The organism is Pseudomonas sp. NBRC 111119 (assembly GCF_001320125.1).
In the GTDB taxonomy this organism is placed as follows: Bacteria; Pseudomonadota; Gammaproteobacteria; order Pseudomonadales; family Pseudomonadaceae; genus Aquipseudomonas; species Aquipseudomonas parafulva.
Map to the genome: position 1 here is coordinate 30,905 of NZ_BCAV01000039.1, position 25,723 is coordinate 56,627.

General features: G+C 62.7%; 24 protein-coding genes and 1 pseudogene. 9 read left to right on the forward strand and 16 right to left on the reverse strand.

From position 1 onward, the window contains the following. Nucleotides 1-5: 5 nt before the first annotated feature. Together APH25_RS15255 and APH25_RS15260 are read left to right on the forward strand one after the other, a co-directional pair. The gene (locus APH25_RS15255; RefSeq protein WP_028635155.1) at nucleotides 6-1,070 is read left to right on the forward strand and encodes an imelysin family protein; all 1,065 of its coding nucleotides are present in this window, start codon (nucleotides 6-8) and stop codon (nucleotides 1,068-1,070) included. 2 nt (nucleotides 1,071-1,072) lie between these two features. Then, nucleotides 1,073-2,170 (forward strand): DUF1513 domain-containing protein, encoded by a 1,098-nt coding sequence (locus APH25_RS15260; protein WP_060482489.1) that lies wholly within the window; start codon nucleotides 1,073-1,075, stop codon nucleotides 2,168-2,170. A 58-nt stretch (nucleotides 2,171-2,228) separates the two neighbouring features. Here APH25_RS15260 and APH25_RS15265 read toward each other — a convergent pair whose 3' ends face one another. From APH25_RS15265 to colR, 5 genes and pseudogenes are all read right to left on the reverse strand, one after another. Then, on the reverse strand, nucleotides 2,229-2,459 hold the full coding sequence (locus tag APH25_RS15265; protein WP_060482490.1) for a hypothetical protein: 231 nt from the start codon (nucleotides 2,457-2,459) through the stop codon (nucleotides 2,229-2,231). Further along, nucleotides 2,456-2,596: pseudogene (locus tag APH25_RS25015) on the reverse strand (InaA protein); the annotation flags it as partial. The gene APH25_RS15265 and the pseudogene APH25_RS25015, both read right to left, overlap by 4 nt. Beyond that, nucleotides 2,589-3,269: a class I SAM-dependent methyltransferase gene (locus APH25_RS15270; RefSeq protein ID WP_060482491.1), complete on the reverse strand. Its 681-nt coding sequence runs from the start codon at nucleotides 3,267-3,269 to the stop codon at nucleotides 2,589-2,591. The gene APH25_RS15270 and the pseudogene APH25_RS25015, both read right to left, overlap by 8 nt. A 107-nt stretch (nucleotides 3,270-3,376) precedes the next feature. Further along, nucleotides 3,377-4,684: a HAMP domain-containing sensor histidine kinase gene (locus APH25_RS15275; protein ID WP_028635159.1), complete on the reverse strand. Its 1,308-nt coding sequence runs from the start codon at nucleotides 4,682-4,684 to the stop codon at nucleotides 3,377-3,379. After that, nucleotides 4,674-5,357 carry a two-component system response regulator ColR gene (gene colR / locus APH25_RS15280; protein WP_023534349.1) on the reverse strand — a complete coding sequence of 228 codons (684 nt, stop codon included), beginning with the start codon at nucleotides 5,355-5,357 and terminating at the stop codon, nucleotides 4,674-4,676. Before colR ends, APH25_RS15275 begins: the two co-directional genes overlap by 11 nt. A 182-nt stretch (nucleotides 5,358-5,539) precedes the next feature. Here colR and APH25_RS15285 point away from each other — a divergent pair, with 182 nt between their 5' ends. After that, nucleotides 5,540-6,268, forward strand: a complete 729-nt coding sequence (locus APH25_RS15285) for a phosphatase PAP2 family protein (RefSeq protein WP_060482492.1) — start codon at nucleotides 5,540-5,542, stop codon at nucleotides 6,266-6,268. Between the two features lie 78 nt (nucleotides 6,269-6,346). Here APH25_RS15285 and groL read toward each other — a convergent pair whose 3' ends face one another. The 5 genes from groL to APH25_RS15310 form a co-directional block, all read right to left on the reverse strand. After that, nucleotides 6,347-7,990 (reverse strand): chaperonin GroEL, encoded by a 1,644-nt coding sequence (gene groL / locus APH25_RS15290; RefSeq protein WP_028635161.1) that lies wholly within the window; start codon nucleotides 7,988-7,990, stop codon nucleotides 6,347-6,349. A gap of 49 nt (nucleotides 7,991-8,039) precedes the next feature. Continuing rightward, nucleotides 8,040-8,333: a co-chaperone GroES gene (locus APH25_RS15295; protein WP_003251905.1), complete on the reverse strand. Its 294-nt coding sequence runs from the start codon at nucleotides 8,331-8,333 to the stop codon at nucleotides 8,040-8,042. A gap of 273 nt (nucleotides 8,334-8,606) precedes the next feature. After that, nucleotides 8,607-9,071, reverse strand: coding sequence for an FxsA family protein (locus tag APH25_RS15300; RefSeq protein ID WP_028635162.1), 465 nt, complete (start codon nucleotides 9,069-9,071; stop codon nucleotides 8,607-8,609). A gap of 67 nt (nucleotides 9,072-9,138) precedes the next feature. Beyond that, nucleotides 9,139-9,870 carry a HugZ family protein gene (locus tag APH25_RS15305; protein WP_028635163.1) on the reverse strand — a complete coding sequence of 244 codons (732 nt, stop codon included), beginning with the start codon at nucleotides 9,868-9,870 and terminating at the stop codon, nucleotides 9,139-9,141. A gap of 104 nt (nucleotides 9,871-9,974) precedes the next feature. Beyond that, nucleotides 9,975-10,985, reverse strand: coding sequence for a DUF481 domain-containing protein (locus APH25_RS15310; protein WP_060482493.1), 1,011 nt, complete (start codon nucleotides 10,983-10,985; stop codon nucleotides 9,975-9,977). A gap of 152 nt (nucleotides 10,986-11,137) precedes the next feature. Between APH25_RS15310 and APH25_RS15315 the strand changes: the two genes are divergently transcribed. Together APH25_RS15315 and APH25_RS15320 are read left to right on the forward strand one after the other, a co-directional pair. Continuing rightward, nucleotides 11,138-11,491 carry an MGMT family protein gene (locus APH25_RS15315; protein ID WP_028635165.1) on the forward strand — a complete coding sequence of 118 codons (354 nt, stop codon included), beginning with the start codon at nucleotides 11,138-11,140 and terminating at the stop codon, nucleotides 11,489-11,491. Between the two features lie 43 nt (nucleotides 11,492-11,534). After that, nucleotides 11,535-13,061 (forward strand): AmpG family muropeptide MFS transporter, encoded by a 1,527-nt coding sequence (locus APH25_RS15320; protein ID WP_060482494.1) that lies wholly within the window; start codon nucleotides 11,535-11,537, stop codon nucleotides 13,059-13,061. A gap of 52 nt (nucleotides 13,062-13,113) precedes the next feature. Here the strand turns inward: APH25_RS15320 and APH25_RS15325 are convergent, their stop codons facing one another. From APH25_RS15325 to APH25_RS15335, 3 genes are all read right to left on the reverse strand, one after another. After that, nucleotides 13,114-14,334 carry an MFS transporter gene (locus tag APH25_RS15325; protein WP_060482495.1) on the reverse strand — a complete coding sequence of 407 codons (1,221 nt, stop codon included), beginning with the start codon at nucleotides 14,332-14,334 and terminating at the stop codon, nucleotides 13,114-13,116. A 114-nt stretch (nucleotides 14,335-14,448) separates the two neighbouring features. Next, nucleotides 14,449-15,291, reverse strand: a complete 843-nt coding sequence (locus APH25_RS15330) for a mechanosensitive ion channel family protein (protein ID WP_028635168.1) — start codon at nucleotides 15,289-15,291, stop codon at nucleotides 14,449-14,451. Between the two features lie 112 nt (nucleotides 15,292-15,403). After that, nucleotides 15,404-15,889, reverse strand: coding sequence for a YajQ family cyclic di-GMP-binding protein (locus tag APH25_RS15335; protein ID WP_028635169.1), 486 nt, complete (start codon nucleotides 15,887-15,889; stop codon nucleotides 15,404-15,406). Nucleotides 15,890-15,990: 101 nt separating this feature from the next. On the opposite strand from APH25_RS15335, the gene APH25_RS15340 reads away from it, so the two are divergent. From APH25_RS15340 to APH25_RS15350, 3 genes are read left to right on the forward strand one after another with little or no spacing between them, the layout of a single operon-like run. Continuing rightward, on the forward strand, nucleotides 15,991-16,908 hold the full coding sequence (locus tag APH25_RS15340; protein ID WP_060482496.1) for a putative 2-dehydropantoate 2-reductase: 918 nt from the start codon (nucleotides 15,991-15,993) through the stop codon (nucleotides 16,906-16,908). A gap of 37 nt (nucleotides 16,909-16,945) precedes the next feature. Continuing rightward, nucleotides 16,946-18,973 (forward strand): ATP-binding protein, encoded by a 2,028-nt coding sequence (locus APH25_RS15345; protein ID WP_060482497.1) that lies wholly within the window; start codon nucleotides 16,946-16,948, stop codon nucleotides 18,971-18,973. 1 nt (nucleotide 18,974) lies between these two features. Next, on the forward strand, nucleotides 18,975-19,541 hold the full coding sequence (locus tag APH25_RS15350) for a cob(I)yrinic acid a,c-diamide adenosyltransferase (RefSeq protein WP_060482498.1): 567 nt from the start codon (nucleotides 18,975-18,977) through the stop codon (nucleotides 19,539-19,541). Between the two features lie 17 nt (nucleotides 19,542-19,558). Here the strand turns inward: APH25_RS15350 and APH25_RS15355 are convergent, their stop codons facing one another. The 3 genes from APH25_RS15355 to secA all read right to left on the reverse strand — a co-directional run bounded on the left by APH25_RS15355 (nucleotide 19,559) and on the right by secA (nucleotide 24,710). Continuing rightward, entirely contained in the window at nucleotides 19,559-20,503 is a 945-nt protein-coding gene (locus tag APH25_RS15355; RefSeq protein WP_060482499.1) for a Nudix family hydrolase, read from the reverse strand. Between the two features lie 108 nt (nucleotides 20,504-20,611). Next, nucleotides 20,612-21,829, reverse strand: a complete 1,218-nt coding sequence (gene argJ / locus APH25_RS15360; protein WP_028635174.1) for a bifunctional glutamate N-acetyltransferase/amino-acid acetyltransferase ArgJ — start codon at nucleotides 21,827-21,829, stop codon at nucleotides 20,612-20,614. Between the two features lie 145 nt (nucleotides 21,830-21,974). Next, nucleotides 21,975-24,710: a preprotein translocase subunit SecA gene (gene secA, locus APH25_RS15365; protein ID WP_028635175.1), complete on the reverse strand. Its 2,736-nt coding sequence runs from the start codon at nucleotides 24,708-24,710 to the stop codon at nucleotides 21,975-21,977. 342 nt (nucleotides 24,711-25,052) lie between these two features. Here secA and APH25_RS15370 point away from each other — a divergent pair, with 342 nt between their 5' ends. Beyond that, complete coding sequence (locus APH25_RS15370; RefSeq protein ID WP_060482500.1) at nucleotides 25,053-25,508, forward strand: DUF721 domain-containing protein; 456 nt, start codon at nucleotides 25,053-25,055, stop codon at nucleotides 25,506-25,508. Nucleotides 25,509-25,723 lie beyond the last annotated feature (215 nt).

The window sequence follows — 25,723 nt, forward strand, 5'->3', positions numbered from 1 at the left end:
CGGGCATGTTCCGACCCAAACTGTTGTTCACCAGCCTCGCCGCAATCGCTCTGGGCGCCTGCTCCCCGCAGGACCCGCAGGCCGTCACCTCTGCTGCAATCGCCAAGCAGGTGATCCTGCCCACCTACAGCCGCTGGGTCGAAGCCGACCGTACCCTGGCTGCCAGTGCCCTGGCCTACTGCGAAGGCAAGGAAACACTGGAAAAGGCCCGGGCCGACTTCCTCGATGCGCAAAAGGCCTGGGCCGAGCTGCAGCCGCTGCTGGTCGGCCCACTGGCCGAGGGCAACCGTGCGTGGCAGGTACAGTTCTGGCCAGACAAGAAGAACCTGGTCGGCCGCCAGGTCGAGCAACTGGTCAACGGCGACAAGCCCGTCGACGCAGCCACCCTGGGCAAGGCCAGTGTGGTGGTGCGCGGCCTGTCGGCCTATGAATACATCCTGTTCGACAGCAAGCCGGATGTGGCCAATGCCGAACAGAAAGCCCGCTACTGCCCGTTGCTGGTTGCCATTGCCGAGCACCAGAAGGCGCTGGCCGAGGAAATCCTCAAAGGCTGGAACAGCACTGATGGCATGCTCTCGCAGATGACCAAGTTCCCCAACCAGCGCTATGCCGACTCCCACGAGGCCATCGCCGACCTGCTGCGTGCCCAGGTCACGGCCCTGGACACGCTCAAGAAGAAACTCGGCGCCCCCATGGGCCGGCAGAGCAAGGGCATCGCCCAGCCACTGCAGGCCGAGGCCTGGCGCAGCCACAACTCCATGAACAGCCTGCAAGCCAGCCTCAAGGCCGCCCAGGCTGTGTGGGTGGGGGTCGACAACCAAGGGTTGCGAGGGCTGCTGCCAAGCGACCAGAAAGCCCTGGCAGGCAAAATCGACGATGCCTACGCCACCTCGCTCAAGCTGCTGGCCGACAACCAGAAGACCCTGGGCGAGCTGCTGGCCGATGACGCAGGCCAGCAGGCCCTCAACCAGATCTACGACAGCCTGAACGTCGTCCACCGCCTGCACGAAGGCGAGCTGGCCAAGGCGTTGAACATTCAGCTGGGCTTCAATGCCAACGACGGTGACTGATCATGCTGCGACGCCAGGCCCTGAAACTCGGTAGCGTTCTGCTCAGCGCCCTGACCTTGGGCGGCTGGAGCCTTTCGCGCCATAAAGGTAGCGAACCCCTGCTGCTCTCGGCGCGTGATGATGGCGACGGCAAGCACTATGCCGTCGGGTTTCGCCTGGACGGGACCCAGGTGTTCAGCACCCAGGTGGCCCAGCGTTGCCATGCCATTGTTCACCATCCCAAGCAGCCAGTTGCCTTGTTCGTTGCCCGGCGCCCTGGCACCGAAAGCTACCTGATCGACCTGCGCGATGGGCGCTTGCTGCAAACTGTGGCCTCTCAGCCCAACCGCCACTTCTATGGCCATGCCGTGGTGCACAAGGAAGGTGAATGGCTGTACGCCACCGAAAACGACACCACCGACCCAGGGCGTGGCGTGCTGGGTGTGTACCGCTTCGAAGGCGAGCGCCTGGTGCACACGGGTGAACTCAGCACCCATGGCATTGGCCCCCACGAGGTGGCCTGGCTACCAGACGGCGAGACCCTGGTGGTGGCCAACGGCGGCATTCGGACCGAGGCAGAAAGCCGGGTGGAGATGAACCTCGACGCCATGCAGCCGAGCCTGGTACTGATGCAGCGTGACGGTACCTTGCTGAGCAAGGAAACCTTGGCCCAGCAAATGAACAGCGTTCGCCACTTGGCGGTGGGCAGCGATGGCACTATTGCCGTCTGCCAGCAGTTCATGGGCGACGCTACCGAAACGGCCGAGTTGCTGGCGATCAAGCGCCCGGGCCAGCCATTCCAGGCTTTTCCGGTACCAGAGCGGCAACTGCAGGCCATGGCCCAGTACACCGCCAGCGTGGCCATCCACAGCGAACTGCGCCTGGTGGCGTTGACCGCGCCGCGGGCCAACCGCCTGTTCGTGTGGGACCTGGACAGCGGTGCAGTGCGCCTGGATGCCCCTATGCCGGATTGCGCAGGGGTCGGGGCGGTCGACGACGGTTTCGTGGTGACTTCCGGGCAGGGACGCTGCCGCTTCTACGATTGCCGCAAGCCCGAGCCGCTGGCGCAGCCGATGAACCTGCCGTCGGGGTTCTGGGACAACCACCTGCACCTGGTCTAACGACGCCTCACCCCTCAAATGCCCCCTCGGCGGGGCAGGGTAAGTACAGGGCGCCGGCTCATCCAAACGGCCGCAACCCCTGCCGCATGCCGAACAGGAACAGCAACAGGTCGTGATCCGGCTGCACCCTCGCCTGCTGCGGCTTGACCAGCCGCGGCAATGCGCATTGGTCGGCCATCTCGGCCTTGCTGAACACCACAAGCTTTGGCTGCTCCCAGGCAGCCACTGCAACGGTGGTCACCGCCAGGCCCGCTACCAGGAACAAAGCTCGAGCTATTTCTAGTTTCATTGCTCTAACCCTTTGACAGCGCTGCCAAACGCCACTTGGTAAAAGTAGAGCAACGTCTGCCATTCTGCATCGTTCAGCGACGAGTGGCGGCCCAATTGGCGCAGGTCGGTGGCCGCTGCCCGTTGGCAGCTACCCCTTGCGCAATACATACACGCGCCACATCGCATAGAACGGCAGGAAGTCGAGACGCTCCTGAATGCGGAACCCGGCAGCCTCGAATTCTGCTTCTACTGTTTCAGCGGGTAACACAAAACGATTTTGATAATTGTCCTGCGTCACTTCAGCGCTGCGACGACGCTCCAGTTTCTTGCGCCGCCAAGCCTTGAAATTACCGTCAACCCAGAGTGAAACGATCACGCTGTCACGCGTAACACGTTGAAACTCTTTGAGAATGACCTTTCTGTGAGATGCCTCGCCAATGTGGTGGAACAGCCGCATGCAAAAAATGCTGTCCACCGAATTGTCAGGCAGGTCAATCGCGAATGCTGATGTCTGCAAAGGCCGTACCCGCGCGACCACTTCAGGGGGCTGTGCTGCGCACGCAGTGTCGATCATCGCCTGGGAGTTATCCGCGCCGATGATGATTCGGTTGTTTTTTTCGGCCAGCAGCGGCCAGAAGCGCCCCGCCCCACAAGGTAAGTCCAACACCAGGCCAGGCTCACCCGCCAGGGCCAGTGCACGGCGCGCCAGCTGCTCGTCGCGCTTGTGGGACAAGCGGCGGGCAAGGCCGTCCTGGTGCTTCAAGAAGTACGCGTGGGCGTGGGTCTTGTCGTACTTCTGGGAAAACTCGAGGTTGATGGGGCTACGCATCGGGCATCTCCTGATTCCAATGCCGCGAGCTTAGGCAGCCAAGCGTAGGAATCAGGTCATGCCGGTGTGAAAATTATGTCGTAGACCAATACCTTTCTTACAGGTTATTACGAAAGTACATCAGGGTCGCCTTTCGCTACCGTGCTGCTGAGGTCAACGTGGAACCGGCAGCCATGGGGCTGGGCCGAGGTCAGGGTCACGTGCCAGCCTTGGTCGTCGCAGATCCGCTGCACCAGCGACAGCCCCAGCCCCAGGCCCTCGCCACGCCGCTCGTCGCCACGCACGAATGGCTTGAACATTGCCTCGCGCTGCTCTTCCGGTATACCCACGCCGCTGTCTTCAACGGTGAACCCGCTGGCTTCGAGGGTAAGGCGAATGTAGCCGCCGTCGGTGTAGTGCGCCGCATTACGCAACAGGTTGCCCATCACCGATTGCAGGAAGGTGGCGTTATACAGCACCGGGCCGGCACTGCTACGGCCTTCGTAGTGCAGGGTCAGGCCCTTCTGCTCAATGGTGTCGCGCCATACCCCGATCAGCTCGTCACCCACTTCGCGCAGGGTCGCCCTGGATGCCACCGCGCCTTCGTCGCGCTGCGCACGGGCCAGCATCAGGAAGGTCTTGACCAGTTCGCGCATTTCTTCGGTGGCCCGGGCCACGCGCTCGACCTGGCTGCGTGAGCGGGCATCCAGCGCCGGGTTCTCCATCAGCAGTTCGCACGAGGTTGCTAGCACCATCAAGGGGGTACGCAACTCATGGCTGACGTCACTGGTAAACAGCCGTTCACGGGTCAGCGCATCGCGCAGGCGGCCCAGGGTGTCATCGAATGCCACCGCCAGTTGGCCCACCTCGTCGGCGGCGTAGTCTGGCGCCAGCGGCGGTGCCAACCCCAGCAACTGGTCCCGGTGGCGTACCTGGCGTGCCAGGCGGATCACGGGCGCCATCACCCGACGGGCCAGCAACCAGCCCAGTATCACTGCAAGCACGAGGCTGAGCACGAAGCCCACCACCACCACCGCGAACAGCACCCGCTCGCGCTCCTCGAAGTCGCTCTGGTCCTGCAACAGCACGTAGCGGCGGCCGTCGACTATCTCGACCATGGCGTGATAGGACAACTGGTCGCGAAACACCTCGTGGAAACCACGGTCCAGGTGGCGCAGGTCCTTGGGCAGCTCGAAGTCGTCACGCCCGCCGCTGAAATAGAACAGCTGGTCAGGCCTGGGCCGGTGGCTCCAGTCACTGACACTGTCCATGCGCAGCAGGCGCTGCAGGTCGCCCCCCAGCACCGAGGAAATCAGCCGCTCCTCCACCAGGTGCACGGTGGAGACGATACCGAAGGCGAACGCCCCGGCCACCAGCGCGCTCATCAGCGCGAAGGCGATGATGATGCGTTGGGCAAGACTTTGCTTAAACTCCATCGCGGCCCTCGGCGAGGCGATAGCCGACGCCATGGACGGTATGCAACAGGGGTTTCTCGAAAGGCTTGTCGATCACCTGGCGCAGCTGGTGCACGTGGCTGCGCAGGCTGTCGCTGTCGGGGCAATCGTCGCCCCACAGGGCTTCTTCCAGCACTTCACGGCGCAGCACATGGGGGCTTTTCTGCATGAGTACAGCGAGCAGTTTCAGGCCAACCGGGTTGAGCTTGAGCAAGCGGCCCTGGCGGCTGACTTCGAGGGTGTCCAGGTCGTAGCTCAGGTCTGCCACCTGCAAGGTACGGCGCCCGCCTCCCTGGGCCCGACGCAGCACGGCCTCGATGCGCGCCGACAATTCTGAGAGTGCGAAAGGCTTGAGCAGATAGTCGTCAGCACCGGAACGGAAGCCTTGCAGGCGGTCGTCCAGCTGGTCGCGGGCCGTGAGCATGATGACCGGCGTGTCGCGGCGGGCATCCTCACGCAGACGCTTGCACAGGGTATAGCCATCAATGCCAGGCAGCATGATGTCGAGCACGATCAGGTCATAGTGCTCGGTGGCGGCCAGGTGCAGGCCGGACAGCCCATCCTGGGCGCAGTCGACGGTGTAGCCCTTCATGCCCAGGTAATCGGCAAGGTTGGCCAGGATATCGCGGTTGTCTTCAACCAAAAGGATGCGCATTGGGGTCTCCTGTGCGGCGCTTCTCGCTGTAGTGCGCGGCAGGCGCAGCTTACGGCCTCTGATGCGGCGGTGCCACCCCCGGCGCACATTCAGGCTGCTTGACGGTTTTTTCACCGATCCTTCACGAACGCAGGATAGCGGACAGCAGACAATGCGCGACCTTCTCGCGCCCTGGAGCCGCCATGCAGCATGCAACCGTACCCCGTCCCATCAATTTCTGGCTGTACCTGGGCATCCCGGTGGCCACCGCGCTGGGGCTGATCCTGCTCGAATTGACGTCAGTGGACATGGACCTGGCCACGTTGTTTTTCGATAACGCTTCGGGCCAGTTCATCGGCCGCCACAGCTACCTGCTGGAGAACATCCTGCATGACCGGGTAAAGCAGGGCGTCATGGTGATGGGGATAATGGCACTGGTTGTGTTCACTGCCAGCTTCTTCATCAAGCGGCTGTTCGGCTGGCGGCGTGAACTCGGTTGCCTGGTGCTGGCCCTGGGGCTTTCCACCGCATTCGTCACACCGCTTAAAAAGATCACCCAGGTACAGTGCCCGTGGAGCCTCACGCAATTCGGCGGCACGGAAACCTACAGCAAACTGCTGGAACCCCGCCCTGCCACCGACAAGCCGGGGCTGTGCTGGCCAGGCGGTCACGCCACGACCGGCTTCTGCCTGTTCGCCCTGTTCTTCGCCTTGCGTGACCGCAAACCGCGCTTGGCACGGGCGGCACTGGCGGTAGCGTTCGTGGCGGGGTCGGTGCTGTCCCTCGGGCGAATGATGCAGGGCGCGCACTTTCTCTCACACAACCTGTGGACCGCCGTGTTCTGCTGGCTGATCGGCCTGGGGTCGTACTACCTGATTCTCTACCGCCACCGGCCCGTCAACGTACCAGCCATTGGGCGCGGCGCGGCGTAAGCCCACCTTTGAACGCGCAAAAAAATGCCCCGGCTCTCGCGAGCCGGGGCATTGGGTGCCGCTGGGGGTAAGGCTGGCTTACATCATGCCGCCCATGCCACCCATGCCGCCCATGTCAGGCATGCCGCCAGCTGCCGGCTTGTCTTCCGGCAGGTCTGCAACCATGGCTTCGGTGGTGATCATCAGACCGCCGATCGAAGCAGCTGCTTGCAGGGCCGAACGGGTGACCTTGGCTGGGTCCAGGATGCCCATCTCGATCATGTCGCCGTATTCGCCGGTAGCCGCGTTGTAGCCGTAGTTACCCGAACCTTGCTTGACCTTGTCAGCCACAACGCTTGGCTCGTCGCCGGCGTTGGCAGTGATCTGACGCAGCGGCGATTCGACAGCGCGACGCAGCAGGGCGATACCGACGTTCTGGTCTTCGTTGTCGCCTTTCAGGTCAACGATGGCAGCCAAGGCGCGCACCAGGGCAACGCCACCGCCAGGTACCACGCCTTCTTCAACGGCTGCACGGGTAGCGTGCAGGGCGTCTTCAACGCGGGCTTTCTTCTCTTTCATTTCAACTTCGGTGCCGGCACCGACCTTGATCACGGCAACACCGCCGGCCAGCTTGGCCAGGCGCTCTTGCAGCTTCTCACGGTCGTAGTCCGAGGAAGTCTCTTCGATCTGAGCACGGATCTGCTTGACGCGTGCTTCGATCTCGCCGTCGGCGCCAGCGCCGTCGATGATGGTGGTGTTTTCCTTGGACAGGATCACGCGCTTGGCGTTACCTAGGTGCTCCAGGGTAGCGGTTTCCAGGGACAGGCCGATTTCTTCGGAAATAACCTGGCCGCCGGTCAGCACAGCGATGTCCTGCAGCATGGCCTTGCGGCGGTCGCCGAAGCCAGGTGCCTTGACCGCAGCTACCTTGACGATGCCACGCATGTTGTTGACGACCAGGGTCGCCAGCGCTTCGCCTTCAACATCTTCGGCAACGATCAGCAGTGGGCGACCGGCCTTGGCAACGGCTTCCAGAACAGGCAGCAGCTCGCGGATGTTGGAGATTTTCTTGTCGACCAGCAGCAGCAGCGGGCTTTCCAGCTCGGCAACCATGGTGTCTGGCTTGTTGATGAAGTACGGCGACAGGTAGCCGCGGTCAAACTGCATGCCTTCTACCACAGACAGTTCGTTTTCCAGGCCCGAGCCTTCTTCAACGGTGATAACGCCTTCCTTGCCGACTTTTTCCATGGCTTCGGCGATGATCTCACCGATGGAGCTGTCGGAGTTGGCGGAGATGGTACCTACCTGAGCGATGGCCTTGGAGTCGGCGCAAGGCTTGGACAGGTTTTTCAGCTCGGCAACGATGGCAGCAGTGGCCTTGTCGATACCGCGCTTGAGGTCCATCGGGTTCATGCCGGCAGCGACGGCTTTCAGGCCTTCGTTGACGATCGACTGGGCCAGAACGGTGGCGGTGGTGGTGCCGTCACCGGCAGCATCGTTGGCCTTGGAAGCGACTTCCTTGACCAGCTGGGCGCCCATGTTCTCGAAGGCGTCTTTCAGCTCGATTTCTTTGGCAACGGAAACGCCGTCCTTGGTGATGGTCGGCGCACCGAAGCTCTTGGCCAGTACCACGTTACGGCCTTTCGGGCCGAGGGTCGCTTTTACCGCGTCAGCCAGAACGTTGACACCCACCAGCATTTTCTTGCGAGCGGAATCACCGAATTTTACGTCTTTAGCAGCCATGATCGTTTAATCCTTGAAAATCTTTGGAGTAACGGGAAGTCGGGGGAAATCAGCCTTCGACAACGGCCAGGATTTCGTTTTCGGCCATGACCAGCAGGTCTTCGCCGTCGACTTTCACGGTGTTGCTACCCGAGTACGGGCCGAAAACCACTTTGTCACCTACTTTGACGGCCAGCGCACGTACTTCGCCGTTGTCCAGGACGCGGCCGGTGCCGACAGCGACGACTTCGCCGCGGTTGGGTTTTTCAGCGGCCGAACCCGGCAGGACGATACCGCCAGCGGTTTTCGATTCTTCTTCGCTGCGACGGATGACGACGCGGTCATGCAGAGGACGAAGCTTCATTGTCGATCTCTCCCAAATTGTGGTTTTCATCGGCCGGTGTCGACACCGGCGGGTTGATGCTGTCCGGCGTTGCCGGAAGGCCGCTCGCACGGGGCGAACCGCCTGAGTAATGTCTGGTGTTGCCACCAGAAACCTTGCGGTGTCCACTACATGAGGTCGGCCAATTCGATTACAAGGCTTGGGTTGGAAATTTTTTTACCGGGGGGCGGTACAAGGCAGGTTCAGGCATGGGGCTGCTGCGCAACCCCTTCACAGCGGTGTCACCGGGGCAGGTTATTTATCGCGGCGCTCATACTCGCCCTCGATCACGTTCGGCCGATGGCCGCCGTCACGGGGGGGCTGGGCCTGGAACGGGTCGTCCTGAAAGGCTCGCTGGCGCATGGCCTGGGCCTCGGCGCGTTCGCGCATCTTGCGCGCCGCCAGGTGACGGGTGAACGGCAGCAGGCACAGCAGGCCGAGCACGTCGCTGATAAAACCGGGGATGAGCAGCAGGCCACCGCCCACCGCCAGCATCATGCCCTGGAACATGTCCTCGGCTGGCAACTCGCCACGCTGTAGGCTCTCACGGGCACGCAACGCCGTGGCCAAGCCCGCCACGCGCATCACCAGTACGCCCAGGGCGGAGCCGGCGATGATCAGCAGCAAGGCCGGGAAAAAGCCGATGGCAGCGCTGACTTTCACGAAAACAAACAGTTCCAGCACCGGGAACAGAAGCAGCAGCAATAGAAAAACACGCATCAAAGCATTCCTCGTCGGAAGACACCCTTCCAGTAAGACCAACAGATGGATGCGTGTGCTCCGTTTTTCAAGCAGGCGCATCGCAGGCGATTGGCCATTGGTCGGCGCGGGCCAGCAAAACCAAGGCCTCGCGCACTTGTGTCGGCGTATTGCAAATACTCGGGAAAGGCAGCCAGTGAACCGCCTGGCCGATGCGCAAGTGCATGCCTTCGCTGTCCACTCCGGCCATGCAGGCCGGGGCATCGTTGGGCAAACCGGTAAGCTGCACGTAATGCGCAAGGGCGTTGGCGTGGTCGCTGTTCATGTGCGCGACCATGCCCGCCTCCGCCTGGCCGGCAAACGGGTTGGCGAGGGTTACCTGGTCGAGCCAGTGAATGGCACCGAAGCCGCCGATATAGCGGTGCCGTACTGGCACCAGGGTCCAGAAGTCGAAGTCATGGGCGCTGTGGTAATCGGCCGCATCCGGGAAGTAGCGGTAGTAGCGCTGTGCGGCGGCGTCGATAGCAGCCTGGTCGAGCAGCTTGTGGGCCTGGGCCATTACCGTCAGGCGCCCAACCGCCTGCACGTCTTGCGCCTCCCGCTCACCCACCAGCAACGAGCACTTGGGGTCTTTCTGCAAGTTGTGGGTGTGCTGCGCGATGCGGCTGATCAGAATCAGGGGGTTGCCCTGGGCGTCCAGGCAATACGGCACCACCGAACCGAAGGGGTAACCGGGCATCGACTTGGAATGGGTCGACAACACGCCACGGTATTCCTTGAGCAGCAATTCCCGGGCGGGACGGATGGCATTCTGGCTCACGGCTAACTCCTCTGGGTTGGAGCCTTACACGCTACAAGCTTCGGGCAGCAAGAAAAAGGGCCATCGCATGGCCCCTTCCCTTCAGGTCTGCAGCGTACGGCGCTTTACCAAGTAACGCCGAAGCCTGCGGTGTAGCGGGTCTTGTCCAGGTCGCTGTCGCGGGTGCCGGTGATGATGTCTTTTTCAGCCTTGAGGTTGAGCGATGCCCATTCGGTAACCTTGTAGCGCAGGCCCATCTCGGCATCCAGCGAGTAGTCGGCCACGTTGCCCAGGGGTTTGGCCAGCTCGCCATTGGTGAAGAACTGCACCCGTTTGCCGATCAGGTAGCGGGTGTAGTCCCACTTCACGGCAGCGGAATAGAAGTTGTCCTTGCCACCGTCCTGGTACTCGTAATCGGTGCGGTTGAGCAGCGAGCCCAGCGAGAAGGCACCCAGTTCGTCGTCCCAGAACTGGTAACCCGGGCCGGTACCAACGGTGCGCTGACGGGCCAAGTCTTCGATATGGTCACGCTTGTATTCCAGGCGCCCTTGCCAGAACCACTTCTCGGTCAGGAAACGGTCCAGCGCATATTCGGCGCTCCAGTTGTCCGTGGTGGTAACGTCGTCCTTGGTCTCACGGTTGTATTCACCTTCGGCCGTATGCCGCCAGCGACCGTGGCGGGCGGTGGTCTTGAAACCTACGTCGTAATCGTCGGTGTCTTTTTCGGCGCGTTTGTAATCCAGCGCGACGTCGACGTTACCCTTCCAGACCAGGTCCTCGACCACCGGCTTGGGCTTCATGATCTGCTCGATACTGGCAAGCTCCACCGTTTTCGGGGCCTCGCCATTGGCCAAGGTCACCTTGCCAGGCTCGGCGGCCTTGAGTGACTTGGCCTTCTCGCCGGTGTAGGCGTCCTGTTTGACCAGCAGTTCCTGGTCGCTTTCCAGGGTTTTTACTTGCTTCCAGTCCAGGGCGATGGCGCCGCCGTAAGGCGTTTCGAGCAGCAACTTGCCGCCATCGAAAACTTTGATCTTGCCGCTCAAGCGGTCACCGTTCTTCATCCAGACGGTATCGGCCAACGCGGGCGAGGCGCAAAGTGAGGCGGCGAGCAAGGGCAACAGGGATCTAAGAGACATAAGCGGGCTACGGGTTCGATTTGGCGAGAAAAGCCGGGCATTATCCAGATACCGCCGGCCGGAGCAAGGACAGACCCGACGCTTGCCATTGAGTTCCACTCTCATTTGTAATGCCGCCGGTCCGGTTTCATCTACAGCCCAGAGAAGGCGCGATGTCTGATAGCCCTGCACTTATGACTGAAACTGCAGAACACCGACGAACGGCACTCTATTCAGTGCTGGGCCAAGTGCCACCGGGCAAGGTGGTGAGCTACGGCCAGTTGGCCGAGCTGGCTGGGCTGGGGCGCGCGGCGCGCTGGGTGGGCCGCACGCTGTCGCAGTTGCCCGAGGGCACACGCCTGCCCTGGCATCGTGTACTGGGCGCAGGCGGGCGCCTTAGCCTGGCGTCCGGTACGCCTTCGGGGGATGAACAGCGGGCCAGGCTGCGTGCCGAGGGCGTGAATGTGGCCAACAATCGTGTGGATATGACGCGCCATGGCTGGCGCCCGATGGAGCACAGCGGTTAGAGTGCGCGCTTTGTTCTGGAAAACTTGAGGCAGATGTTGGTCCATGCCCCGTAAAACCTGGCGCGCTGCGCTCGCTGCCTATGCCAGCCCGTCAACCCTGGTGCTTTTGCTGCTCGGCTTTGCCGCCGGCCTGCCTTACATGCTGGTTTTCTCGACTCTCTCGGTATGGCTGCGTGAAGCGGGCGTGGCCCGGGAGACCATTGGTTATGCCAGCCTGATCGGCCTGGCCTACGCCTTCAAATGGGTGTGGTCGCCCTTGCTCGACCAATGGCGCCTGCCACTGCTCGGTGGCCTGGGCCGCCGTCGCTCATGGTTACTGCTGTCACAGATACTGGTGGTGATCGGGCTGGTTGGCATGAGCTTGTGCGACCCACAGCAGCACCTGTCGTGGCTGATCGCGCTGGCGGTGCTGGTGGCATTTGCATCTGCCACCCAGGACATTGCCGTGGATGCCTATCGCCTGGAAATCGCTGATGACCAACGCCAGGCGGCCCTGGCGGCCAGCTACATGGCCGGCTACCGCGTAGCGGCCTTGCTTGCCACGGCCGGCGCCCTGTTTTTTGCCGAATGGTTCGGCTCCACCGGGTTCAGCTACCTGCACAAAGCCTGGGCCGGTACCTACGTGATGTTTGCAGTGATGATGCTGCCGGCCCTGTTCACCACCCTGGTCATGCGTGAGCCGCCTGTGCCCATGCGTACCCAACTGTCGGCGGCGCGCTACGGCCTGGCTCACCAGCTGGCATCGGTGTTCGTACTGATCATCCTGCTGGTGTCGGTGCCGGCCAGTTTCACGCAGATGTTCAATACCGGCTGGTCAAGCGTGATATCGGGCGAAACCAGCCCGCTCGACCTGCTGCTTGAAGACCGGGCATTCCTGCGCCTGATCCTGTACGTGCTGCTGAGCTGGGCCTGCCTGTCGAGCCTGGGGCGTCGAGGCCTTGCGCCTGTGCTCACCCCGGTCAACGACTTCATCACCCGCTACCGCTGGCAGGCACTGCTGCTGTTGGGGCTGATCGCCACGTACCGCATGTCGGACACGGTCATGGGTGTGATGGCCAACGTGTTCTACATCGACATGGGCTTCACCAAGGACCAGATCGCGAGCGTCAGCAAGATCTTCGGCCTGATCATGACGCTGGTGGGCGCGGGTGTTGGCGGGTTGCTGATCGTGCGTTTCGGCATCATGCCGATCCTGTTCATCGGTGGCGTGGCCTCGGCGGCGACCAACATCCTGTTCGTGATGCTGGCAGACATGGGCCCCAACCTCGAAATGCTGGTGGTGACCATCTCGCTGGACAACTTCAGTTCCGGCATGGCCACATCGGCCTTCGTCGCCTACCTGTCCAGCCTGACCAACCTGAAATTCTCCGCCACGCAGTACGCGCTGCTCAGCTCGATCATGCTGCTGTTGCCGCGGTTGATCGGCGGTTATTCAGGGGTGATGGTGGAGAAGTTCGGCTACCACGATTTCTTCCTGATCACCGCACTGCTGGGGGTACCCACCCTGATCCTGATCGCCCTGCAGTGGCGTCAGGACAGTGCCCGCGGTAAACAGCCAGCCGAGCAGTGAGGGCATACAGGTGTTCGGCTTGAGGGGTTTCCGCCTGTGAGATCGGGTGGTTTCAATCGCGCCCGATCACCCACCAGAGCGGCCACAGTGCCAGCCCCCCTGCTACGCCGGCTGCCACGGCAAAATGCAGCAGGCTGGCACCCGCTCCGATCATTGCCAACACAGCGCCACCCAGCCCCAGCAAGGCAATGGTGATCATGCCCAGCATGGCCGATACCAGCCCCTTGCTCTGCACGCTGGAAAACAACGTCATGCGGTACAGCACCGCGTTCGCCACACCCAACCCCAGGGCATACAACGACATCCCCGCCACCACGCTCGGCACGCTCGGCCAGTACCAGGTCGCCAGCACCATCAGGCCCAACCCTGCCAGGTACGGCCATAGCGCCCCGCGCACCAGCGCAGGCAACGGGTAGCGATCGGCAATGTGGTTGATGATCAGGTTGCCTGCAATCAGCCCACCGAACACCGGTAGCTGCCACAGCGCATAGGCCAGGGTGCTCAGCCCTTCGTCATGAATCAGCAGCACCGGGGACAGCCCGATCCAGCCGATTAGCGGCAGGCCGACCAGGCCCAGCGCAGCACTACCAGCGACAAAGCGGCGGTTGGCCAGCAACTGGCCGTAGCCTGCCAGCAGGGGCAACAGGTGAATGGGGGTGAACGCCAATCGCGAGCCGTCGCGGCGCTCCACCCCGAGGGTTTCCGGCATCAGGCGATACAGCAGCAACCACGCCACCACCGCACCGACGGCGAATGCTACGAACAGCCAGCGCCAGTCCAGCCACTGCAACATCAGCGTGCCCACCAGAGGCCCAAGCAGCGGTGACAGCAAGGCGATATTGGCCAGCAAGGCCATCATGCGCACCGCATCCGCCTCACTGAAAGCCTCGTTCAGGGCGGGGTAACTGACCGTCACCACAAAGCCAAGGCCAATGCCCTGCAGCAACCGCAGCAGGTTGAACAGGCCGATGTCATGCACCCAGAACGTACCCAGGCAGGCCAGGCCAAAGAACGCACAGCCAACCAGCAGCAACGGCCTGCGCCCATAGCGGTCGGCCAGCGGGCCAATCAGCCATTGCAGCACCACCCCACCCAGCAGATACAGGTTGAGGGCGTGGGGGATGTATTCAGGGCTGGCGTTCAGTTCGCCCACCACCACCGGCATGGCCGGCATCACGGCGTCACTGGCCAGGTACGTCAGCAACTCGAACAGGGCCAGCGTCAGGCCGAACAACAGGGCACGCAGGGGGGTTATATAGAGCAGTGGCTTCATGATGGCGCATCAGGTAGGCAGCAAGGGTCAGGCTATATGCCAGAAATACCCGTATGTTGCTGTGAACAAGTGTAAAAGGATGGGGCCATTGCGCGCCCCACCCTCGATGCCGGGTTACTGCGCAGCTGTTTCCTGCACCACGCGGATGACCCGTTGCGGGAACGGAATGTCGATGCCCTCGGCCTTGAGGCGGTCACGGGCCTGCTCGTTGAGCATGAAAATCACGTCCCAGTAGTCCGAGGTCTTGGTCCACAGGCGCAGCGACACAGTGATGGAGCTGTCACCCAGGGTGGATACCACAGCCACAGGTGCCGGGTCGGCCAGCACGCGCGGGTCCTGGGCCAGCTCCAGCAGCACATTGCGAGCCTTCTGCAAATCGGCCTCGTAGTCCACGCCAACGTCGAACACCACCTTGCGCGTCGGCTGGCGGTTGGTGTTGGTGATGATGCCGTTGGACAGGGTGCCGTTGGGCAGGATCACGGTCTTGTTGTCACCGGTACGCAGCACGGTGTGGAAGATCTGGATGCTGTCCACGGTACCGCTCACCCCCTGCGCCTCGATCCAGTCGCCGATGCGGAACGGGCGGAACAGCAGAATCAGCACGCCACCGGCAAAGTTGGCCAGGCTGCCCTGCAGCGCAAGGCCGATGGCCAGGGTGGCACCACCGATGGCAGCGACGAACGAGGTGGTTTCGATGCCGATCATCGACGCCACGCTGATGGCCAGCAGGATCTTCAGCACGATGTTGGCCAAGGTGCGGATGAAGTTCTGCAGTGCCGGGTCGTGTACCCGCAGGCCCACGAGCTTGGCCAGCCGGTCGCTGACCTTGTTGGTAACCCACCAGCCAATGGCCAGGGTCACCAGCGCCAATAACAGGCGGCTGCCGTACTCCATGACCATCGGGATCCAGGTGGCGGTTTGGCGGACGAGCTGATCGACCTCAGCGTTCAAATCCATAGTCATCTCCTGACGCCGAGCGGCGATTGCACAATACACCGGGCCGCCAGCCTTTCAGCGGCCCCGGCCCCCATGGACAGCCACAACCGGCCAGGGGTTCCAGCAAGGGAAGTCAGTCGCGGAAGTTGTTGAACTGCAGCGGCATGTCGAATTCCTTGGTACGCAGCAGGGCAATGGCCTCCTGCAGGTCGTCACGCTTCTTGCCGGTGACGCGCACTTGCTCACCCTGGATGGAAGCCTGAACCTTGAGCTTGCCATCCTTGATGGTGGCCACGATCTTCTTCGCCAGGTCCTTGTCGATGCCTTCGCGGAACTTGGCTTCCTGCTTCTTTTCCTTGCCCGATGGGTAGGGGTCTTTGGCTTCCAGGCACTTCACGTCGATCTTGCGCTTGACCAGGGCCAGGCGCAGGATTTCAAGCATGGCCTCCAGCTGGAACTCTTCTTCGGCAGTGAGCATGACGGTCTGCTCCTTGTCCTTGAACTCGAAGCTGCCCTTGCCCTTGAGGTCGTAACGGCGGTCCAGTTCCTTGATGGCGTTGTCGACCGCGTTCTGCACTTCGTGCTTGTCCAGTTCCGATACCACGTCGAACGAAGGCATGGTTGTTCTCCCAGAAATAAAAGCGCGCTCGGGCTGAAGATGGAGCGCGCTGGGTTTGATGGTTAAAATGCGGGCTCATTATAACGGGTTGCGAAACGCATATGAGCAGCACCTGGCACATTCTCGGCGCAGGCAGCCTGGGTAGCCTGTGGGCTTGCCGGTTGGCGCGGGCTGGCACTGCCGTGCGCCTGGTCTTGCGTGATGGTCAACGTCTGCGCAGTTACCAGCTGGCCGGCGGGCTCACCCTGGCGGAGCAGGACCAGGCCAGGTGTTATGCCATACCGGGCGAAACCGCAGACGCAGCAGGCCCCATCCACCGCCTGCTCGTAGCCTGCAAGGCTTACGACGCTGCGTCGGCCGTGGCCAGCGTCGCGGCGCGCCTGGCCCCAGGCGCTGACGTGGTGTTGCTGCAGAACGGCCTGGGTAGCCAGGACGAGGTCGCCGAGCAGGTGCCCCACGCGCGCTGTATTTCCGCCTCCAGCACCGAAGGCGCCTTCCGCGAAAAGGACTGGCAGGTGCGCTTCGCCGGGCAGGGGTTCAACTGGCTGGGAGACCCAGGCAACCCGAGGCCTGCAACGTGGTTCGAGGACGTACAGCGGGCGGGCATCCCGGCCGAATGGACGCCGGACATCCTCCCCCGCTTGTGGCGCAAACTGGCGCTGAACTGCGCCATCAACCCGCTGACGGTGCTGTACGGTTGCAACAACGGCGGCCTGTTGGGGCACCTGGAAGAAGTGGATGCACTGTGTACCGAACTGCAGCAGTTGCTGCACCGTTGCGGGCAGCCCCAGGCGGCGCTTGGGCTTGGCGAAGACGTGCAGCGCGTGATCCTGGCCACTGCCGCCAACTACTCTTCGATGTACCAGGACGTGCAAGCGGGCCGGCGAACCGAGGTGCACTACCTGCTCGGCCACGCGTGCCGTGCAGCCAGCCGGCACGGCCTGGCCTTGCCCCTGCTGGAACACCTGCAACAGCGCCTGGTCGATAACTTGCGTGCGCGGGGCGTGCCCTGCAATTGACCCAGCCCCTCAACCTGACACGGATACCGCCTGCCCCATGACCTTGCGCCAACGTCTAGAAAACCTGCCCGTCGGGCAGAAGCTGCTGGCGGCCCTGCTGGTCTTGCTGGTAACCATCCTGCTGGTGGCCAACCTCACCTTCATCAGTGCGGCCTACTGGATCACTCAAGAGAGCATGGCCCCGCAGGCGCTGCAGACCATTGGCCGGCTGGTGTCCAACCCACAGCTCGCGGCCCAGGCAGGGGACGACAGCGAGTCGGCCAACGCCCTGCTCAAGGAGCTGGACAGCTACACACCGCTGCGCGCCGCCGCCGTCTACGGCAGTGACGGGCGCATGCTGGCGCAACTGCAACATGGCGAGCCAATGACGCTGCCCAAACGCTTCCGCAACATCGACGGCTGGCGCCTGATGGAGTTTCGCAGCACCCAGCTGATCCGCATGCCACGCGAAGCCCGCCCCCCGGCGCACCTGTTGCTGGTGGCCAGCAGCGAGCTGCCGATGGCGTTCTACACCGGCACGCTCAGTGCCAGCCTGGCCATTCTGGTGTTCAGCATTCTGCTGTGGATCGTGATCGCCCGGCAGATCAAACGGCTGATCACCCAACCGATCAACCAGTTGGAAGAACTCAGCCGCCAGGTTACCCGCGAAGAAAGCTACGCCCTGCGCGCCCGGCGAGGCAACGACGACGAGATCGGCAGCCTGGCCGACGCCTTCAACACCATGCTCTCGCGCATCGAGGCCCGCGAGCAGCAGCTCAAGCGTGCCCGCGACGAATTCCAGGATGCCTACGACCAGGCCCAGGGGCTGGCCGAGGAAACCCGGCACACCAACCGCAAGCTGGAACTGGAAGTTCAGGTACGCAGCAAGATCGAGAAAAAGCTCACAGGCTTTCAGAACTACCTGAACAGCATCATCGACTCCATGCCCTCGGCACTGATTGCCCTGGACGAACAGCTGTACGTGACCCAGTGGAACCAGGAAGCCACCGCGCTTTCCGGCACCCGCCTGGATGAGGCGCTGAACCAGGCGGTGTTCATCGCCTTCGCGCCGCTCAAGCCGTTTTTGCCGCAACTCAAGGAAACCGTCGAAAAACACCGCGTGGCAAAGATCGAGCGTGTCACCTGGCAAAAAGGCGATGAACCGCGCCACTACGCCCTCACCTTCTACCCATTGACCGGGGGCGGTGGCCGCGGGGTGGTCATCCGTATCGATGACATCACCCAGCGCCTGTCGTTGGAAGAAATGATGGTGCAGTCGGAGAAGATGCTCTCGGTCGGCGGCCTGGCAGCGGGCATGGCCCACGAGATCAACAACCCCCTGGGTGCCATCCTGCATAACGTGCAAAACATCCGCCGGCGCCTGTCGCCCGAGCTGCCGCGCAACCTCGAACAAGCGCACGAACTGGGCATCGACCTGACCACCGTCAACCGCTACCTGCACAGCCGCGAAGTGCCGCAGCTGCTCGATGGCATTCAGCAGGCCGGCGCGCGGGCTGCAAAAATCGTCACCCACATGCTCAGTTTCAGCCGCCGCAGCAACCGCGAACTGGCGCCCTGCGACCTGCCAGCGTTGATCGACCAAGCGGTAGACATTGCCGGCAACGACTTCGACCTGGCCATCGGTTTCGACTTCAAGGGCCAGGCCATCGTGCGCCAGTTCGACCCGGCGCTCGGCCCGGTGCCCTGCACTGCCAACGAGCTGGAGCAGGTGCTGCTCAACCTGCTGAAGAACGCCGCCCAGGCCATCCACCTGCGCCCGCAGCCCAGCGAGCCAGGGCGCATCACCCTACGCACACGGCTGGCGCCGCCTTGGGCAGAAATCCAGGTGGAGGACAACGGTGTCGGCATGCCCGAGGCGGTGCGCAAGCGCACGTTCGAGCCGTTCTTCACCACCAAGGAAATCGGCCAGGGCACTGGCCTGGGCCTGTCGGTGTCGTATTTCATCATCACCAACAACCACAAGGGGCAGATGGAGGTGCACTCCACGCCCGGCCAGGGCACCTGTTTCACCCTGCGCCTGCCCCTCGGCCAACCGGCACCCGTGCCGGCCATCACGGAGCAATGACATGGGCTACCGCCTGTCGAAGATCTACACACGTACCGGCGACAAGGGCGAAACCGGCCTTGGGGATGGCCGACGGGTGCCCAAGGACCACCCGCGCATCGAAGCCATCGGCGAAGTGGACAGCCTCAACAGCCAGCTGGGGGTATTGCTCGCGGGCCTGGCCGAGCTGGGGATGGATGAGGTGAGCAGCGTTCTGGCCCCCTGCCAGCATCGGCTGTTCGACCTGGGTGGGGAGCTGGCAATGCCCAGCTACCAGGCACTGACGCAGGCTGAAGTGCTGCGCCTTGAGGCCGCCATCGATGCCTGGAACGACGAGCTGGGGCCTTTGAAGAACTTCATTTTGCCCAGTGGTTCCGCGTTGGTGGCGCAGGCACATGTGTGTCGCAGCCTGGCACGCAGTGCCGAGCGCCGTTGCCAACACTTGAATGCCGTGGAGCCTCTGGAGGGTGTAGGGCTGGCCTACATCAACCGCCTTTCAGACCTGTTGTTCGTCGCAGCGCGAATCATTGGCCGCAGGCAGGGGGTCGCCGAAGTGTTGTGGCAGCCTGCCGAAAAGCCTGCAGGCTGACACCAGAGAGCCGCCGTTCAGGCCACAGGCCAGAACGCGCGGATGCCGGCTACCCCCTGAGCCCCGGCTTGCCAGGCCTGCTCACGCTCACCCGGCCCTAAGCCGCCGAGCAGGTACACCGGCAGCGGGCACGCCGCGATCAGCCGCTGCGCCTCCTCCCAGCCCAGCGGGGCAGCGTCCGGGTGGGTCTGGGTGGCCTGTACAGGGGACAACGTGACAAAGTCGACCCCCATCTGCTGCGCCAGGGCCAGCTCTTCGGCGTTGTGGCAGGACGCTGCCAGCCACCGGTCGGTGGGGAACGGCCGGCCCTTGGGCGCATATTTGCGCAGCTGCGCCGCCGTCAGGTGCCAGCCCGCCGCAGGGAAGTCGCCCAGCCATTCCAGCGGGCCTTTGAGCATCAACTGTGCCTTGCCGGCGCACAGCCCGACCGCATCCACCGCCACATCACGGTACTTGGGGTCGTACATGTCCGGTGCACGCAACTGGATCAGGCGCAGGCCACCGGCCACCGCTTTCTGAATGCCCTTGAGCAGTTGCGGCACTTCCAGCTCATCGGGGGTGATCAGATATTGGTCAGGCAAGCGTGCAGCGGCAACAATGGGCCTGTTGGCCTGCGGGAAGTCGTACTGGGCCAGGTCCCGCGGTGCCACCCAGGCCAGCGGCTGGCCCTCGGCGCCATGGGGTTCGCCCTCGAACGCATCGACTTCGCGAACCTCCAGCAGCACGTGCTTGTCGGGGTAGTCGTGGCTGACCTTGATCAGGGGGCGCGAACGCGTCACCCGAATGCCCAGCTCTTCGTTGAGCTCACGGGCCAACGCCGCCTCGACGCTTTCACCCGCCTCCACCTTGCCACCCGGAAACTCCCAAAGGCCACCTTGGTGCTGGGTATCGGCGCGGCGTGCAATCAGGATGCGGCCATCCAGGCCACGAATCACGGCGGCTACAACATGAATCCGTTTCACCGCTTACGCTCCACCGGGTTCAAGGCTGGCACGCTGTGTTGAAGAAAGCCCATGGTTCGGCTCCTTTTGGCGTTGAAATGGCGGGGCCGGCAGGCAGCCCCGGCTGTATCAGGTACGGTACTCGGCGTTGATCTTCACGTACTCGTGGGAGAGGTCGGTGGTCCAGATGGTTTCATTGCACTGGCCGCGGCCCAGTTCGATGCGGATGGTGATTTCTTCCTGAGCCATCACCTTGGCACCCTGGTCCTCGGTGTAGCTTGGGCTACGGCAGCCCTGACTGGCGATGCACACGCTGTCCAGGTAGACATCGATCAGGCTCACATCAAGCGCCGGCACACCGGCACGGCCAACGGCGGCGAGAATACGGCCCCAGTTCGGGTCCGAGGCAAACAACGCAGTCTTGATCAGCGGCGAGTGGGCCACCGCGTAACCGACGTCCAGGCACTCCTGGTGGTTGCCGCCGCCATTCACCTGCACGGTCACGAACTTGGTGGCACCCTCGCCGTCACGCACGATGGCCTGGGCCACTTCCATGCACACCTCGAACACGGCCTTCTTCAGCGCTTCGAACAGTGCACCGCTGGCTTCGGTCACTTCCGGCAGGTTGGCCTTGCCAGTGGCAATCAGCATGCAGCAGTCGTTGGTCGAGGTGTCGCCATCGATGGTGATGCGGTTGAACGACTTGTTGGCGCCGTCCAGCATCAGGTCCTTGAGCACTGCCGGTGCCACTTTGGCATCGGTGGCGATGTAGCCAAGCATGGTCGCCATGTTCGGGCGGATCATGCCTGCACCCTTGCTGATGCCGGTCACGGTGACGGTGACGCCCTCGTGCTGGAACTGGCGGCTGGCGCCCTTAGGCAGGGTGTCAGTGGTCATGATGCCGGTGGCGGCTTCAGCCCAGTTGTTTTCCGACAGGTTGTCCAGGGCAGCCTGCAAGGCGCCTTCGATCTTCTCTACAGGCAGCGGCTCACCGATTACACCGGTCGAGAATGGCAGCACCGACTCGGCCGGCACACCCGCCAGCTCGGCCAGCTTGGCGCAGGTACGTTCGGCGGCGGCAAGGCCCGGCGCGCCGGTGCCGGCGTTGGCATTGCCGGTGTTGGTCAACAGGTAGCGCACGGTGCCCTGCACGCGTTGCTTGGACAGGATCACCGGGGCTGCGCAAAACGCGTTGAGGGTAAACACGCCCGCTACGCTGGAGCCTTCGGCGCAGCGCATGACCACCACATCCTTGCGCCCTGGGCGCTTGATGCCGGCAGAAGCGATACCGAGTTCAAAACCCGGAACCGGGTGCAGGGTGGGCAGAGGACCAAGACCAACAGCCATTAGAGCGCTCCTAGACAATAGAGTTGATATCGAAAGACGAGGCCGCTGCTACAGGATTGTCGCGGTTCCTGTAGCAGCGGCCTTGTGTTGCGAGAGGGCCGCAAAGCGGCCCCCGGATGTTTCAGCCTGCAGCGAACCGGTCAGGTCACTCGATCTGGCCGTGGCAGTGCTTGAACTTCTTGCCCGAGCCACACCAGCATGGCTCGTTGCGGCCCAGCTTCTGGTCATTGCGCACAGGGGCAGTGGCCACGGCCACCTCAGCACCCTCTTCGCTCAACTGCTCGCTTTCCAGGCCTGGCGCCGGTGCATGTTCGAACTGCATGCGGCTGGCCAGCTCTTCGGCATCGCGACGCAGACGCGCCTCTTCTTCTTCCGGGTCTTCGCGGCGAACCTGAACGTGCGACAGTACGCGGATGGCGTCGCGCTTGATCGACTCGAGCAGTTCCTGGAACAGGGTGAACGACTCGCGCTTGTACTCCTGCTTGGGGTTTTTCTGGGCATAGCCACGCAGGTGGATACCGTGGCGCAGGTGATCCATGGTGGACAGATGGTCCTTCCACAGGTCGTCCAGTACACGCAGCAGAATCTGCTTCTCGAAGGTACGCAGTGCGTCGATACCCGCCTGGTCTTCCTTCTCGGTGTAGGCGGTGGTGATCTCGTTGAGCAACTTCTCGCGCAGGGTTTCTTCGTAGAGGTGGTCGTCCTCGTCGAGCCACTGCTGGATGGGCAGCTTCATGGCGAAATCACTGGCAAGCGACGCCTCCAGGCCAGCCACGTCCCACTGCTCGGGCAGCGATTGCGGCGGGATATGCTGGCTGATGGTAGCGTCCAGCACTTCCTTGCGGAATTCGACGATGGTGTCGCCCACGTTCTCGGCCGCCAGCAGGCTGTTGCGCATGTGGTAGATCACCTTGCGCTGTTCGTTGGCCACGTCGTCGTATTCGAGCAGCTGTTTACGGATGTCGAAGTTGCGCCCTTCTACCTTGCGCTGGGCCTTCTCGATGGCGTTGGTGACCATGCGGTGTTCGATGGCCTCGCCGGACTGCATGCCCAGCGCCTTCATGAAGTTCTTCACCCGGTCGGAGGCAAAGATGCGCATCAGGCTGTCTTCAAGCGACAGGTAGAAGCGGCTGGAGCCCGGGTCACCCTGGCGGCCCGAACGGCCACGCAGCTGGTTGTCGATACGGCGCGATTCATGGCGCTCGGAGGCGATGACATGCAGGCCACCCGACTCGATCACCTGCTGGTGGCGCTTCTGCCAGTCGGCCTTGATCTGGGCGATCTGCTCGGCGGTGGGGCTGTCCAGCGCAGCCACTTCAGCTTCCCAGTTGCCACCCAGCAGGATGTCGGTACCACGGCCGGCCATGTTGGTGGCGATGGTCAGGGCGCCCGGCGCACCGGCCTGGGCGATGATCTCGGCTTCCTTCTCGTGGTACTTGGCGTTGAGCACCTTGTGGTCAATGCCTTCCTTCTGCAGAAGGTTGGACATGTGCTCGGAGGTCTCGATGGTGGCAGTACCCACCAGCACCGGGCGCCCCAGCTTCATGCTTTCCTTGATGTCGGCGATGATCGCGGCGTATTTCTCGTCTGCGGTCAGGTACACCAGGTCATTGTGATCCTTACGCGCCAGCGGCTTGTTCGGCGGGATGACCATCACGTTCAGGGCATAGATTTGCGCGAACTCGAACGCCTCGGTATCGGCGGTACCGGTCATGCCGGACAGCTTGGTGTACAGGCGGAAGTAGTTCTGGAAGGTGGTGGAGGCCAGGGTCTGGCTCTCTGCCTGGATGTTGAGGTTTTCCTTGGCCTCGATGGCCTGGTGCAGGCCCTCGGACAAGCGACGGCCCGGCATGGTGCGACCGGTGTGTTCGTCGATCAGCAGGACCTGGCCGTCCTGGACGATGTACTCGACGTTGCGGTGGAACAGCTTGTGCGCACGCAGGCCGGCGTACACGTGGGTCAGCAACCCCAGGTTGTGCGCCGAGTACAGGCTCTCGCCCTCGGCCAGCATGCCGGACTGGGTGAGCATTTCTTCGATGAACTGGTGACCGGCTTCGTTCAGCTCGACCTGGCGGCTCTTCTCGTCGATGGAGAAGTGGCCTTCCTGGGTGACCTGGCCTTCCACTTCTTCAATGTGCTGGGTCAGGCGCGGGATCAGGCGGTTGATCTCGATGTACAGCTTTGAGCTGTCTTCGGCCTGGCCGGAGATGATCAGCGGGGTACGCGCTTCGTCGATGAGGATGGAGTCCACTTCGTCGATCACGGCGAAGTTCAGCTCACGCTGGAACTTCTCGTCCTGGCTGAACGCCATGTTGTCGCGCAGGTAGTCGAAACCGAATTCGTTGTTGGTGCCGTAGGTGATGTCGGCGGCATAGGCGGCGCGCTTTTCTTCAGGCGGCTGGAAGGCCGAGACGATACCGACCGAGAGGCCGAGGAATTCGTACAGCGGGCGCATCCAGTTGGCGTCACGGCGGGCCAGGTAGTCGTTGACGGTGACCACGTGGACGCCTTTGCCGGACAGGGCATTGAGGTAGACGGCCAGGGTACCGACCAAGGTCTTGCCTTCACCGGTGCGCATTTCTGCGATCATGCCCTCGTGCAGGGTCATGCCGCCGATCAGCTGCACGTCGAAGTGGCGCATGCCCATCACGCGCTTGCCGGCCTCACGGGCCACGGCGAAGGCTTCGGGCAGCAGTTGGTCCAGTGTCTCGCCTTTGGCCAGGCGCTCCTTGAACTCTGCGGTCTTGCCCCGCAGTTGCTCGTCGGAGAGGGCCACCATCTTCTCTTCGAAGGCATTGACGATACTCACCGTCTTGAGCATGCGTTTGACTTCACGCTCGTTCTTGCTTCCAAAAAGTTTCTTTAACAAAGGCGCAAACATATCGGCAGGATCTTCCACACGTAGGGATGGAGGGCGGCCCCGTGAGTCGCCCGTGCAGCCCTGAGGCCGCATGCGAACGAGCATTCTACCCGGAAACGATGGTGAGGAAAGTGGTGGATTCCACGATGCTGGCACAGCGCTTTGGCAGGGGCGTGTCTTAGATTGGGCCATTTTCCCTGAGTTCAAGGTTTGCCGTGATGAAACGTTCAGGCAGCGTGTGGCAAAAGCTTGATTTGCATCATGAAAGCACACGCCTGAGTGATTACGGGGAGCCCTGCGAAAAGGCCGTAAGCGATCACAGAGGTGCTAAACTGCCGATCTTGTAACCTCATGCGTACCCCCATGGCCTTCAAACCTTCCTCTGCCCAGCTGCCGTCCGCCCTGCTGCGCCAGATGCGCCCGCTGCGCCTGCTGTTGAACCAGGCCGAACGCCTGGAGCATTTGCAGCGTTTGCTGGAAAGCCAACTGCAGCCGGCTGCGCGCGAGCACTGCCATGTGGCGTCGTGGCGTGACGGCACGTTGCTGCTGGTGGTGACCGATGGCCATTGGGCGACTCGCCTGCGCTACCAGCAGAAGCGCCTGGTGGCGGCGTTGCAGGCCATGGAGGCGTTCGGCAACCTCAGGCGCATCCTGTACAAAGTGCAGCCGCCGTTGGTGCCGGCCAAGCGCGGGAGCAACCTGACGGAGTTGTCGCCCAGCGCGGCCGAGAGCCTGCGTGATACGGCGCAAGGCATCACAGACCCGAAGTTGCGCGCCGCGCTGGAGCGATTGGCGGCGCATGCCCGGGACAAGGGGTGATTCGGGGCTGATGTGTCAACCTTGTCTGCGCACAGGTGTCAGCGATGTATGCGGTCTGCGCTATTTCCGGTATTCCTGGGCCCGACTAACTTAATTCGCAAATCACCCTATTCAAACTTTCGCGCACTTCAGCTGAGCCCAACCAGCGCCCACTCAGATACGCCGCACTCTATTCATTCCAACTCGCTGTTGATGTTGCTGTAGATCTTGATCTT